Origin of the sequence: Actinotignum sp. UMB0459, assembly GCF_051905915.1 — a bacterium.
In the GTDB taxonomy this organism is placed as follows: domain Bacteria; phylum Actinomycetota; class Actinomycetes; order Actinomycetales; family Actinomycetaceae; genus Actinotignum; species Actinotignum sanguinis.
Map to the genome: position 1 here is coordinate 64,664 of NZ_JBQAIK010000017.1, position 12,530 is coordinate 77,193.

General features: G+C 57.3%; 17 protein-coding genes. 2 read left to right on the plus strand and 15 right to left on the minus strand.

Annotated elements, in window-relative coordinates:
• Window position 1 precedes the first annotated feature (1 nt).
• Window positions 2-2,677: a tape measure protein gene (locus tag ACTFPK_RS06470; protein WP_004012025.1), complete on the minus strand. Its 2,676-nt coding sequence runs from the start codon at window positions 2,675-2,677 to the stop codon at window positions 2-4.
• Window positions 2,678-2,747: 70 nt separating this feature from the next.
• Between ACTFPK_RS06470 and ACTFPK_RS06475 the strand changes: the two genes are divergently transcribed.
• On the plus strand, window positions 2,748-3,206 hold the full coding sequence (locus ACTFPK_RS06475) for a hypothetical protein (protein WP_236585807.1): 459 nt from the start codon (window positions 2,748-2,750) through the stop codon (window positions 3,204-3,206).
• On the opposite strand, the gene ACTFPK_RS06480 is transcribed toward ACTFPK_RS06475, so the two are convergent.
• From ACTFPK_RS06480 to ACTFPK_RS06525, 10 genes are read right to left on the minus strand one after another with little or no spacing between them, the layout of a single operon-like run.
• Entirely contained in the window at window positions 3,203-3,352 is a 150-nt protein-coding gene (locus tag ACTFPK_RS06480) for a hypothetical protein (protein ID WP_004008482.1), read from the minus strand. The genes ACTFPK_RS06475 and ACTFPK_RS06480 overlap by 4 nt on opposite strands.
• Before the next feature lie 44 nt (window positions 3,353-3,396).
• Window positions 3,397-3,813: a hypothetical protein gene (locus tag ACTFPK_RS06485; protein ID WP_251769603.1), complete on the minus strand. Its 417-nt coding sequence runs from the start codon at window positions 3,811-3,813 to the stop codon at window positions 3,397-3,399.
• Between the two features lie 12 nt (window positions 3,814-3,825).
• Window positions 3,826-4,422: a major tail protein gene (locus ACTFPK_RS06490; RefSeq protein WP_251769604.1), complete on the minus strand. Its 597-nt coding sequence runs from the start codon at window positions 4,420-4,422 to the stop codon at window positions 3,826-3,828.
• 13 nt (window positions 4,423-4,435) lie between these two features.
• Entirely contained in the window at window positions 4,436-4,780 is a 345-nt protein-coding gene (locus ACTFPK_RS06495) for a hypothetical protein (RefSeq protein WP_004012027.1), read from the minus strand.
• Window positions 4,777-5,214, minus strand: coding sequence for an HK97-gp10 family putative phage morphogenesis protein (locus tag ACTFPK_RS06500; protein WP_004012028.1), 438 nt, complete (start codon window positions 5,212-5,214; stop codon window positions 4,777-4,779). Before ACTFPK_RS06500 ends, ACTFPK_RS06495 begins: the two co-directional genes overlap by 4 nt.
• On the minus strand, window positions 5,207-5,545 hold the full coding sequence (locus tag ACTFPK_RS06505) for a head-tail adaptor protein (RefSeq protein WP_439911337.1): 339 nt from the start codon (window positions 5,543-5,545) through the stop codon (window positions 5,207-5,209). The genes ACTFPK_RS06500 and ACTFPK_RS06505 overlap by 8 nt, the downstream gene beginning before the upstream one ends.
• A gap of 3 nt (window positions 5,546-5,548) precedes the next feature.
• A complete protein-coding gene (locus tag ACTFPK_RS06510; RefSeq protein ID WP_278620412.1) occupies window positions 5,549-5,866 on the minus strand; it encodes a head-tail connector protein in 318 nt (105 codons plus the stop codon).
• 35 nt (window positions 5,867-5,901) lie between these two features.
• The gene (locus ACTFPK_RS06515) at window positions 5,902-7,128 is read right to left on the minus strand and encodes a phage major capsid protein (RefSeq protein WP_439911339.1); all 1,227 of its coding nucleotides are present in this window, start codon (window positions 7,126-7,128) and stop codon (window positions 5,902-5,904) included.
• Between the two features lie 14 nt (window positions 7,129-7,142).
• The gene (locus ACTFPK_RS06520; protein ID WP_285470753.1) at window positions 7,143-8,012 is read right to left on the minus strand and encodes a head maturation protease, ClpP-related; all 870 of its coding nucleotides are present in this window, start codon (window positions 8,010-8,012) and stop codon (window positions 7,143-7,145) included.
• A complete protein-coding gene (locus tag ACTFPK_RS06525) occupies window positions 8,009-9,313 on the minus strand; it encodes a phage portal protein (protein ID WP_439911341.1) in 1,305 nt (434 codons plus the stop codon). Before ACTFPK_RS06525 ends, ACTFPK_RS06520 begins: the two co-directional genes overlap by 4 nt.
• 15 nt (window positions 9,314-9,328) lie before the next feature.
• Here ACTFPK_RS06525 and ACTFPK_RS06530 point away from each other — a divergent pair, with 15 nt between their 5' ends.
• The gene (locus ACTFPK_RS06530) at window positions 9,329-9,700 is read left to right on the plus strand and encodes a biotin synthase (protein WP_169768473.1); all 372 of its coding nucleotides are present in this window, start codon (window positions 9,329-9,331) and stop codon (window positions 9,698-9,700) included.
• Here ACTFPK_RS06530 and ACTFPK_RS06535 read toward each other — a convergent pair.
• The 4 genes from ACTFPK_RS06535 to ACTFPK_RS06550 all read right to left on the minus strand — a co-directional run bounded on the left by ACTFPK_RS06535 (window position 9,670) and on the right by ACTFPK_RS06550 (window position 12,515).
• Window positions 9,670-11,274, minus strand: a complete 1,605-nt coding sequence (locus ACTFPK_RS06535) for a terminase large subunit (protein WP_439911362.1) — start codon at window positions 11,272-11,274, stop codon at window positions 9,670-9,672. The genes ACTFPK_RS06530 and ACTFPK_RS06535 overlap by 31 nt on opposite strands.
• A gap of 29 nt (window positions 11,275-11,303) precedes the next feature.
• Window positions 11,304-11,591 carry a hypothetical protein gene (locus ACTFPK_RS06540; protein ID WP_007000745.1) on the minus strand — a complete coding sequence of 96 codons (288 nt, stop codon included), beginning with the start codon at window positions 11,589-11,591 and terminating at the stop codon, window positions 11,304-11,306.
• Between the two features lie 94 nt (window positions 11,592-11,685).
• Window positions 11,686-12,336, minus strand: a complete 651-nt coding sequence (locus tag ACTFPK_RS06545) for a hypothetical protein (protein ID WP_004007616.1) — start codon at window positions 12,334-12,336, stop codon at window positions 11,686-11,688.
• Window positions 12,333-12,515 (minus strand): cell division protein, encoded by a 183-nt coding sequence (locus ACTFPK_RS06550; protein WP_227469325.1) that lies wholly within the window; start codon window positions 12,513-12,515, stop codon window positions 12,333-12,335. Before ACTFPK_RS06550 ends, ACTFPK_RS06545 begins: the two co-directional genes overlap by 4 nt.
• Between the last annotated feature and the right edge of the window lie 15 nt (window positions 12,516-12,530).

Consider the following 12,530-nt stretch of genomic DNA (forward strand, 5'->3'; position numbering starts at 1 on the left):
GTTAGTATCCTCCTGCCATCACGGTCTGCCGCCGATCAAGGCGGGCAAGTTGTTTATCGAGGGCGGGTGCGAGTTTGCCCACCAGCGTCCCATCCGACAACGTCACCGAAATATCCAAAGACCCGAGGATACGCTTTGCAGTCGCATCCACGATCCCAGCGACATCCACACGCTCTGCCGCTTCATCAGTACTTCGCTGAGATACAGTCACGGGTTGTGGGGTGAGGTCAACGCTCGGCACTTGCAGGTCTGCCACCGCCTCGATCGGCACGGCCAGCCCGTCCTCAAGGTCGGCGAAGGCGTCTATCGTGTTGCGCGCGAGCCCTGAAGCTGCGGTGACAGCCTTGTTGCCGTCCGTGCGGATGGAGCCTGCGAGGCCTTCGACAAGCATCCGTCCTGCCCAGGCCATCTTGCGTGACGGTGAGTGGATGCCGAAGAAGCCAGTGATGGAGTCCCAAATACCTGATGCCCAGTTCGAGACCGAATTCCACAGCCACCCCGCTAAGGATTGGATACCGTTCCACAGGCCGTAGACGAGGTTTTTGCCCGCCTGGGCCATCGCTGAGACGCCCTGACCAACAGCAGACACAATCCCAGAAATAATCGATGGGATTGCTGCGACGATTGTGGAAATAATCTGCGGCAGGTTTCGTACCAACGCGGTCAAGAGTTGGATGCCTGCTTGGACGAGTTGCGGGATCGCCCCACCAATCGCCGACACAATAGCTCCGATAATCTGCGGGAGCGCGGCCACGATAGTTGTAATGATTTGCGGCAACGCCCCAATCAAAGCCGTCAACAACTGAATGCCTGCTTGGATCAGTTGTGGGATAGCACCAACCACGCCGTCCACGATTGCAGTAATAATCTGCGGGAGTGCTGCGACAATCGCTGTGATGATCTGAGGCAGCGCCCCGATCAAGGCGGTGAGTAGTTGGATTCCTGCTTCGATGATCTGCGGGATCGCCCCCACAAGGAACGTGACAATCCCGGTGATGATCTGTGGGAGGGCTTCGATGATCACGGGAATGGCAGCGATCAAGCCTTCGGTAAGTCCGGTGATGAGCTGCAACGCCGCATCAAGAAGCAACGGGAGGTTGTCGACCAGACCCTGTACCAAAGCCATGAGCATCTCCACCGCCGCAGGAACCAGTTCCGGTAGTGCTTCGCCGATACCAGAGACCAGTGTGGCGATGATCTGTATCGCCGCCTCCAACAGGGACGGCAACGCTTCGATGATTGTCTCGACCAGAGCGATAATCAACGTCACGGCTGTTTCTGCTACTTGTGGCAACACCTTGATAATGCCTTCAAGGAGCGCGGTCAAAATGCTCATGCCGGTCTCGACCACCATCGGTAGCTGCTCGGCAATAAATGCGAGAGCTTCCTGTAAGACGGTGCCGAGGGTGTCGATGAGGGCGGGTGTTCCGCCTTCTTCGAACGCTGCCGTGAGTTCGTCGATCCACCCGTTCAGCATCGGCAACACCGAACCCGCCAACGCCTCCGACAGACCACCAGCCAACAACCCCTTGAGATTTTCAACCCCATCCTGCATCGTCGCCAACTGGCCCGAAAAGGTTTGGGATTGGGCGTCCATGGCCCCGTAGAAACGCCCGCCTTCAGCAGTAGCACTGGCGAATGCGTCAGCGACCATGTCAGCCGAAATAGCACCCTTGGCCATATCCTCCTTGAGCTCACCAATGCTTTTGCCGGTCTTGCGGCTGATCTCTTCGAGCGGGTTGAATCCGGCGTTGATCATCTGCAGCAAGTCCTGACCCGTGAGCTTGCCGGTCGAAGACATTTGGGCGAAGGCGAGCGTGAGCGATTCCATCTTCACCGCATCACCTTGGGAGATGTCGCCGATTTCGTTCAGGTGCTTTTTCGCATCCTCAAGGCTCATGCCAAAGCTCAGGAGGGTTTGCATGTTGCCCGCGAGTTCTTCCATACCAAACGGAGTCTTCGCCGCTTGAACTTTCAGATCGTTGACGAGCTGTTGGGCTTTTGCTTGGTCGCTGAGCATCGTCGTGAAGCTTGTGGAGTATTGCTCCATGCGAGCGTTGTACTCCACGCCCTCTTTCAACGCGCCTACCATGCCGCGACCAATACTGGCGATCGCATGCCCGATGCCTTTGACTCCGGCGATGATGGCTTCGGAGGCGAGGTTGGCTTTCAACACGTCGCCGAAAATGCGGGTCTTGGAACTGGTGGTGTCCATCTCGTCACCGAGATCATCCACCGCGCCCTCAAGACGTCCTGCGTCCTTGGCGGCGTCTTTAGCATCGTCGCCCGCACCGTCTGCCTCGTTCCCGAAATCAGAGAGGGCGTCGTTGTTGGCTTTGAGTTCGCCTTCGAGCCGGTTGAGCTCCGCGCCTGCGTTGTTGAGCTGGATCTGCCAGTTCTTCGTCCGACTATCGTTCTCACCAAAGCTCGTAGCGGAGTTTTCGAGTGCGGCGCGTAGGGTCTCGATCTTGGCTTTCTGCACCTCAATCTCTTTGCCCAGCACTTGGTTACGGGCCGTGAAGGCTTCGGCAGACTTGTCGTTCTTATCAAACGAGGACGCCACGAGCTTCATCTCACTGCCAAGCACACGCATCTCACGGTTAATATCCGTAATCGCGCGCTTAAACTCCCGCTCGCCCTCAAGCCCAATCTTCAAACCAAAACTGGAGTCGGCCATGGCAAAGTCACCTCCTCGAAGGGATAATGAAAAGGGATCAAATTGCTAAACGAAGGGGAAACCTATGGGAATGAGTGCAGAAGATTTCGGAGCTGTGCTTGCTGAGCTAAATGGACCTACGCCGCTTGCTGATGCTTTCGAGACGTGTTTCCCTCAACAAGACGACAACCGCTGGTGGTTCTCGATCCGGACTCACGCTACGTCAGTTTTTCTATCGAAGGAATACTTTGATTTTGAAACTGCAAGGAGAAACAAAGTAAAGCGAAGCTATAAGGAACTCTTGGCTCGAAAGGTTTGGGAAAGCCATTCGTTCACTCGTCGACCTGAGCTTCGCCTATGGATCCTCGAAGCGTTGGGACTCCTAAAAAACGACAAGGAAGTATTGAAAACCATGCTTGAGATGGAGACGAATACTTCTCGCTGCACGTACCTCAAGGATTTGTTTACTTGGGACGAAATCGAAGATGCAGCACGTAAGGAATTCCATCGTCTCGTGAACGAATCACCCATGACTCATCGAAATTACTAAATCCCTGGCGGGATGACGTCGTCGATGAACCATTGACGCAGCGGCTCAGCTCGTCCGGTTTCGATGCGCCAGCAGTCCACGAGGTCGAGGAGTTCTCCGAAGACAGTCAGACCCACCTCCACGCGTGATAGGTGAAGGTGGGCCATTCCAATGTAGGTCAGCCGCGTGAACACAGCCTGATCGGTCTCGACTATTCGTCCGTCGGTGGTGCTTTTGGGGCTGGCTCGGTAAGGATGTCTCGTCGTGTTCCGCGCTGGAGGGCTTCGGCGATCGCGCCGCGATAATCCGCCAGATCAGCAGGCACAGTGAGTAGTTCAACCTCGTCCTCGGTCAACTCTGGGCGCTTGTCGTCTGGGTGGCGCAGGTTGTGGATCTGGATGGACTGGTTGACCAGCAGCGTGATTAGCCAAATCACCTCACCGAGCGTCTTGCCCAGATCGTCGGAGATTTCCAGGGCGTTACCCAGATGTTCGAGCCCGCCGTAACGCTCAGCTATCAGACGCGTGGCTTTCGTCGTCAAGACAAGCTCGCAGTCGGTACCGCCGATGCTGACAGTGGCGGAGCGCCCTGGGTCAACAACTGATTCAGTCTTCTTCTTGGTTGTCATGGCTCATGCTCCTTAGGCTTCAGATGTGGTGCTGGCGGGTTCGTAGACTTGGGCATACCAGTTCGTGATCGTCTCGGGCTTGACGCCGGTTGTGCCTTCGGTGACTTCGGCCTTCCACGGATGCCGCCCCTTACTATCGGGTTTGTTACGCCGCAAAATCGTGCCCTCAATTGAAGGGGTGGAGAACGTGATGGAGTCGGCTTTAGTTGCCAGGGTTTCGGTGGGCAGGGCGAACTTGACCCGGTACAGCCAGAAATACTGATACTTCCCCGTAGAGCGTGCGGCTCGGAAACCGATCGCCACCGGAGCCCCGCCGTCCTCGGAAGCTGAAATGAGCACCCCGTTGGAATCCACGGTCGCACCCGTCAAGGCTGCGGTTGCTTCACCACCCAGGTCGTCGATACCCAAAGTCAGGGTGCCGGATTTGAATTCCTTGACGATCTCACTCGGCCCGTCATCGGCATACAGAATCGCTTCAGCGACCTCAACACTGAGTTCTGCGGAGATGGCTTTGGCGAGGGGTTTGGGTTTGGCGTAGGTTTCCTCACCCGTGTCGGGGTTTTCAGTGATGGTGGCGTAGTAGAGCTTGTCTAAACCAATAGTCGCCATGAGTAATGCTCCTTCATGTGTAGGTGTGGTGGGTTGCGACATCTATCGCGTAATGATGAAATCCGGTATCCGCTTCGAAGCCGACATAGGTACGGGCAGTGATCGTCAGTCCAGTGTCGAGCAGGGCGCGGGTAATGCGGCTACGCAGGTCGAGATAGTTTCCGCGAGTGAAGAGTGCGAGGCGGACTTCCTCAACCTCAACGCTGGGTTGGTTATCGGCGAACACGTCCAACACGTCCGTCAGCGGGGTTGCCACCAGATACGTCTGCGGCGCAGGCGTAGCCGTGTAGAGACCGACCTCGAACGGCAATCCGAGCTTGTCAGCAATCTCCATGAGTTGTTCGAGTAGCGGTGTCATGGCCCCACCTGCTCAATCCGCGCCGTCAGCGCCGCCTTCATGGCCTCGATTGCACCACGCCGTGTTTGCGACCGTGTGGGTGCAAGGAACGGGCGTGCGGGCTGGTTGGACCGGCCATGTTCGAGGACGTTGGCGATCAACGCATTCGCTCTGCCGTCGCGGCGGTTCTCAGCGAAGCCGACCTTAATGTTGTGATCGCCTCGGCTATTGACTTTCACCGAGGTCGTACCAAGCGCGCTGAGTAGTTGCCCTGTTGACCGCGAGGGCTGATTGGTGGCACGTCCGATCACGCCCGTGAGGTTGGCTCGCATACGCGGCTCAACCACCGCGGCTCCCGCCTCAAGCACCTCATCCGCCGATGTTTCTAGCACACGGCTGGCAGCATCAAGAGAATCAATAAACGCGTTCGGCAGACGAATCTGAACTCTAGCCATGGGCGTCTCCTTCGGGCGTGGTCTGGTGGGCAAGAATCTCAACATACCTGCCGATCACCTCAACTGCGTCAATCACATACCGCCCATCCGGGCCACTGATCTCCATATCAGTGGTCACGGACAGTCCGGGAAAAGATCTGATGCGGAAGAGGACGTCGGCCTTTGAGTACGCTGCCCGGTTCACCCACGCGCTCGATGCGTGCCGCACCTCGATCTGCGCCCGCACCGTCGCCTTCACTTCATCGCGCGTGGTGGTGAACCCCGCCTTATCACGCACCGTAACTGGGGTGAGGAGATCGATGGTGGTGCGCATGGATCCAAGAGATGCCATCGCCTACACCTTCCATTCGCGGTCCAGACGCAGCAGGTTGTTGACGGCGTTCCATACCGCCCGAGCCGCATCCGGCTTATCTGCCCAGAAGCCTGCCGTGGAACCATCACGAGACTCATAAAAATGGGAGGCGAGCATGACAATGCCCTGCCTGGTTGCCCCAGACATGTCGTGGGTCTCGTAGTAGCCCTCATCAAGGTGTTGGTAGGAGCAGGCGTAGGAGGTGGCCGAGTTGATCAGCGCACCGATCAATTGATCGTCATCATCGAAGGTGATGAGCAGGTTCGCCTTCACCTGCGCAACCAAATCAACCGTGGTCATTGCGGCCACCTCCTATTCGTGTGTAGAACCGCTGGTTATGCGGATGCCTTTTGGGTGAGCAGCTTGACTGCTTCAGGCAGGACGAGCTTGCCGTCCAGTCGCTGGGATGCGAGGAATCCGACCTGTCCGGTGGTGGCGAACAGTTCGTTGAGCCGCTTAAAGGAGCGGCCCTGCCGGTCGGCGATCCAGTAGTACGACACATCACCGAAGGCCACCGTTGATGCACCTGCCTTGATCTCCGGAACGAACGTGCTCGTGTGGACGGGGCGGCCGAGAACCAGGTCTGGTGTTCCTGCGGTCAGGGCAGGTTGCCACAGATATTGACCGTTGCCGTCCTTGAGCTTGCGGATGGTTTTCACGGTGGAGTCGTTCATGAGCCACACTGCGTTCTTGCGGTACGGGCCGCGCAGGGCGTAGTGCAGGTCGATGAGCTCATCAGCGGTAATGTCGGTGGCCTTGCCCGTGGTCACCGCCTTCTCGCCACCGCCAGAGGCTGCGAAGATGCCGGTGGGTTTGCCCTTTCCGTCTCCGGTGAGGAAGGCTTCTTCTTCAGCAGCTCCAATACGGCGAGCAAACTCCACCGCCAAGTACTGCTCGACATTAAACGCGCTATCGTTCAAAAGTTCCTCAGAAATTTTGAGGAAGGTGCCGAGCTTAAATGCCGACAGCGTGACCTGGGTGAAGGCTTCGTCCGACTCGGTGTACGGCTTGCCTTCATCGAGCCAGCCTGCGGTGCCGTGGGTAGAGACGACCGGGATCTTGCGATCCCCTGAAGTGGTTTGGATGACCTTCGCCAAGGAGCGCATGATGTTCTGATCTTCCAGTGAGGAGATCAGGGTACGTTCGAACTCGTCAGGCACCAAGTAGCCGCCCTCGGTGTCCACGCCCTCGGACAGGGCGTTGCGCACTTCCATCGGTGAAACATTGAGCCGCATCGCATCCCAAAACGCCCGTTTGTACGAGACGGTTGCTCGAGGTGCAGTCGGCTTGGCTTCATCATCAGGATTCATGCCAGGCATTGAGGTCAGCGGCATGTTGGTTGCCTTGGCGAGGTCGGCGTCGCGGCGCAGGGCTCGTTCGGAACGGGCGATCTCATTGGTGAGACGATCGATTTCGGCTTCCATCTTCGCGTAAGCCTGATCATCTTCAGCCGACAAGCAGCCAGATGTAGCATCACGGCGCTCATCGAGAAAGGCCTTCGCCTTCTCCCACACATCTGCGCGCTTGGTACGAAGGTCAGAAACAGTCATAGAGGTTGTCATGGGTGTTGGTCCTTTCAGTGGGGTTGGTTAGCTAGTTCGGCGTACAAATCACAAACCCGCCGACCAACAGGCACGGCGGGTTGAATGGTGGGGCGTGGTGGACGCACCGGCTTCGGAGGTGATGTGGCGGTCAGGTGTGCGACAAGCTTTTGCTCGGCTGCACGGCGGGAAAACACCACACCAAGGTGTGCGTTCTTTCTGGGTGGGAATGGCGGGAACTTCGACTCATCGTCCTCATCGGAACCATCTGGCGACTCAACTTCATCGGGTTCGTCACCGTCAGGTTCTTCGTCCGGCTTAATCGCAAACATTGGGTCACGTTGGCCGGTGAGGAGTTCGTCGGCGAAACCCATGTCGATCGCAGCCCTCGCATCCATCCAGGTCTCAGCGTCCATGAGCTTGGACAGCTTCGCCCGACTCATGCCCGTCTTATCCTGATATGCATTCAGGATCGATTCTTTAACCGAATCAAGCATGCTCATCGCACGTGCGAGTTCGTCCTTGTCACCGACCGCCATCGTGGCCGGGTTATGAATCATCAACATCGATACCGGGCTCATGGCGACCTTCGTGGCGGCCATCGCGATCACAGATGCGGCCGATGCTGCGATGCCGTCGATATTGACCGTGACTGTGCCTGGGTAGTCGATGAGCATGTTGTAGATCTGCGCCGCAGCCACAACATCACCACCAGGCGAATTGAGCCAGATCGTCACCGGCCCGCTACCCGCGTTGAGTTCGGCTGCGAAGATACTGGGTGTGATGTCGTCATCGAACCAGGATTCTTCAGCGATCGTGCCGCTGATACGCAAAACCCGGACTGCATCTGCGTCCGGGCCAGTGTTGTGTGGCTCGGGTGTGAGCCAGTTCCAAAAACGTCTCATATCCTCCTCCTTACAGAAGATTCACTTGTAGATTCCACAGCCGATTCAGACTCGGTTGTCTGCGCGTATGCCCCTGCGAGGCCGAGCGGGAGCATATTCCCATTGACGAGGTAGAGATCCCCGCCAGCCTCGGCAGGGATCTTGTCGAGGTTTTCTAGCTCGCGGATATCGTTGGCACTCATCCACCCGTTCTGCCGTGCCACCGCATACCCATCCATCCGCGACTTGTAATCACCACGCAAGAGTCCTTCGAGGTTGAACTTCACATAGATCTGCGGCTTCTCACGCGAGCTGAGGAGGGTTTTGGTGATGGCTTGTTCGAAGCGGATCACCCACGGGTCCAACGTGTACTTCACAAACTCCAACGACTGCTGCTCAATATTTGAAAACGAGGACTTTTCCAAGTCGCCGATCATGTGCGGCGGGATACGGAAGATCCGGGCGATCTCGTTGATCTGAAACTTCCGCGTCTCCAAAAACTGCGCCTGATCAGGCGACACACTGATCGGCGTGTACTTCATGCCCTCCTCCAACACCGCGATCTTGTTGGAGTTCCGCGCGCCACCGAACGTAGCCTGCCAGGAATCCCTGACTCTGGCGGGGTCTTTGATCGTTCCCGGATGTTCCAACACACCACCAGGAGCCGCGCCGTTAGCAAAAAACGATGCGCCGTAGTCTTCGGTAGCCTGCGCCAAGCCGATGGCGTTCTTCGCCATCGCAATCGGGCTATAACCAACCAAGCCGTCAAAGCCGAGCCCTGGAATATGGAGCACATCGCGCGCGGCCAACGTGACGGTCTCGTATCTTCCTGCTGGTTCGTCCCACGTGCGCTGATACTCGTAATACAAACGCCCGGCTTCGTCGCGGCCGACCGTCATCCGGTTCGGCATCAACGGATACAACCCGATAACCTCGTCGCGGCCGTTACGGACCACCTGAGCAAACGCATTACCCCACAGGAGAAGGTGGGTCATGAGGGTTTCTCGGAATACGAAGGATGTCATCTCCGGGTTCGGCTCATCATGCAACAGGCGATACAACGGATGGTCGAGCGCCTTCACCTTCGACCCGTCCGCGCCCTGCCGGTAAACATGCAACGGCAGTCCGGCGATCGCCTCGGCCAAGATCCGCACGCAACTGTAAACGGCAGTCATCTGCATCGCCGAGCGTTCTGTCACCGGACGCCCAGACGACGTCGCCCCGAAAAAGAAGCTATAACCAGAGCCGACGGCGTGATCAGTAGCAGGGTGGACGGTGTCGCCGCGCAGCCAATTAAATAAACCCATGCGGTGTCCTTTCATATGTAGAATTGGAATATGAAAGCGCCCTCAAAACAGTCGTGGGCACTGATGAGTGTCCTGCTAGCGGCATTTTGGTTGTTGCCGCTCATCTCCATGTGGATCAGCAGGCTGAGCGATCCCAACGCCAAGTGGTTCATCGCGTTGCTCTTCCTCGCGTTTCCACTACTCACCATCGTTTTGAGCGTTATCGATGGGGCACGCCACGGGTTCGGCTGGTGGTGGCTACTGGCTCCGTTCGCAGGATTCTTGACCACACTGTTCGTGTACTACAACGATTCAGCCCTCATCTACGGCGTCGCCTACTCGATCTTGGGACTGATCGGCACAGGCATCGGCTCGTTCAGCCATGCGAGTGCTCACAGCACGAGTAGACCGCGTTCGTCATAAACACTGCCGCTGACGTGCCCGCTACCGTTTCGGATGGCTCGGTCGAGGGCCATGATCGTGGCGACGACGCCGTCAATCTTCTCAGTGCTCTTTTGCTTGTCGGGTTTGATATTGCCTGCCGGGTCAGTTCGCACGTGAATGTTGTCGACCATCCATGAAAGCACTGGATGCCCGCCATGAGCCAGGCGACCTTCGAGTGCGAGCTTCATCAGCTCTTTTGACGGTGGGCTCATATCCTTAAAGCCCTGCCCGAAGGGAACGACGGTGAAACCGAGGCCTTCGAGGTTTTGGCTCATTTGGACAGCACCCCACCGGTCGAACGCAATCTCACGAATATCAAACCGTTCACCTAGCTGTTCAATGAAGGCTTCAATCGCTCCGTAATGAACGACGTTGCCCTCAGTCGTCTCTAGGTAGCCTTGTTGCTGCCACAGGTCGTAGGGTACATGGTCACGGGCTACTCGGAGTTTGAGGTTGTCTTGCGGTATCCAGAACCATGGCGCGACCGTATATTTGTCATCGTCCCCGTAGGGTGGGAATACGAGAACGAAAGCAGTGATGTCCGTCGTGGAAGCCAAGTCGAGGCCGCCGTAACACACGCGTCCTTCCAAATCTGACAGGTCGACGGGTGCTGAGTTTTGGTTCCAGATGTGCATGGGCATCCACCGCACGCTTTGTTTGACCCATTGGTTGAGGCGAAGTTGGCGGAATGTGTTTTCTTCGGCTGGGTTTTGTTTCGCGCTCGTGCAGGCTTGGCGGACTTTCTCGATCGGGACAGTGATCCCTAAGCTCGGGTTAGCCTTATGCCACACGTCCTCGTCGGTCCAATCATCATCTTGCGCCGCCCCATAGATCACCGGGTAGAACGTGGGGTCGTGCTTTTTGCCATCTAGGATGTCTTGGGCTTTTTGGTGTTGCTCATAACAAATGCTATGCGTGTCGGTACCCGCTGTCGTGATGAGGAAGTACAGGGGTTGGGTGCGCGCGTCGCCTGATCCTTTCGTCATGACGTCGAACAAGGCACGGTTGGGTTGGGTGTGGAGTTCGTCGAAGACAACGCCGGAGATGTTGAACCCGTGCTTCGAATACGCCTCCGCGCTCAGCACCTGGTAGAAGGAGTTGGTGGGCTTGTAGATGATCCGCTTCTGCGAGGCAAGAATCTTGACGCGTTTGGACAGCGCTGGACTCATGCGAATCATGTCCGCTGCGACCTCAAACACAATGGATGCTTGCTGGCGATCAGCCGCGCACCCATACACTTCAGCGCGTTCTTCACCATCCCCGCAGGTGAGTAGTAGCGCAATTGCGGCGGCGAGCTCACTTTTGCCCATCTTTTTGGGTATCTCGACGTAGGCGGTGGTGAATTGGCGGTAGCCGTCTTCTTTGACAGTGCCGAACAGGTCGCGGATGATTTGCTCTTGCCAGTCGATGAGCTGGAAGGGCTTGCCTGACCAGCGGCCTTTGGTGTGCTTTAAGGCTTGGATGAACGCGACCGCGAAGTCGGCTTTACGCTTGTCGTAGCGTGAGCCTGTGGCCATGAATCGGGTCGGCGTGTAGGTGTCGAGAGTGCGCATCACGCCCTTCAGGCTCCTTCCTGTGCTGGTTAGTTGGTGTGGGCAAGCGCCCAGGCGATGGCGTGGCCGGCGTCTTCGAACAGTTCCTCAGCCTCAGCAACCAGGGCGAGTTCGCATTCAATGAAACTGCGGGCGTCCGATCCCCAGCCAGGGATGGGCTGCTCGGCGAGTTTGTAGACGCGGGCGTCGTTTCCGATCCGGCCTTTGCCCAGGTACCGGTATGCCGAGGCGAGGACGAAGTCTCCGTAGGCGATAACCGTGCCGTAGCTGTCGGTCGCGATCTGCAGCTGCTCCATCGTGACCTTGCTGGTATTCATGACCTCGCTCCTTTATTTCTTGTTCGATCATGTACATACAGCCATAGGTGTGCGCGGTTATCCAGTCGCTTTTCGCCGGTTCTCCGCAAGGAACTCAGTGGTCGGATTTGGGCAGGGTTTTCCATGCTGCGTTGCCTTCCAGATTCGCTAGCAGGACTCGGCGCACGTGCTTGTAGTTGTCGCCGATCATGCCCAGGCGCAGCAACCAGCAGCGCATCGCATACTTGTCATTTCCACCTGTCTTGGCAGGCTTCGCGGAGACTCTCGTGGCGGTTTTCGCGTGCTCGATCATGAGCTGAATCAGCACGCTGACCGCTTCAATCACCTCCGCATCTGGGAGCTGGTCAAACCAGGCAAACTCAACGGTCCCTTCCGCCTCATCGATCGCCATGGGCGTAGCAGGAATAACCAGTGCCTTAGCGATGAGTGCTCCCTTGGAGGCGAGCAGGGCGTCGAGCTTCGCGCCTGTGGCCTCGTCCCACCTGGTCGTGGGGAATGTGAGCGTGAGTCCGTAAACCTCACCCGCAGGCGCAAACCCGGCCGCGCTCGCGGCGTCGGTTATCGCGTCGCCGTCTGCGTTGTCTGGGAGGTGGAGCACCCAGTCCCGATCCAACCGCGCCTCACCAATCAGATAGTCAAAGGTGGGCATGCCAGCATACCTGGCTTTCACGCCAAGATGTTCCGCGATGACTTCGGCGAGTTTCTTACGCCCAGCCTTGTTCGGGGTAAACTCGATCGTGGTCATCGGGTCACCTGTTCAAACCAAGAATCAACCAGTCGCAGATAGCCATGCGGGTCGTGTTCGATCGCACCGGCAACCAGGGAGAAGTTCCACTTTCGTGCAATGTCGAGGGCTTCTTCAATGTCCCAGATGTTGATGCCTGCCTCCAGCATCTCGCTGATCTCGATATGTAGATCACTCATGACCATCCTCCATCT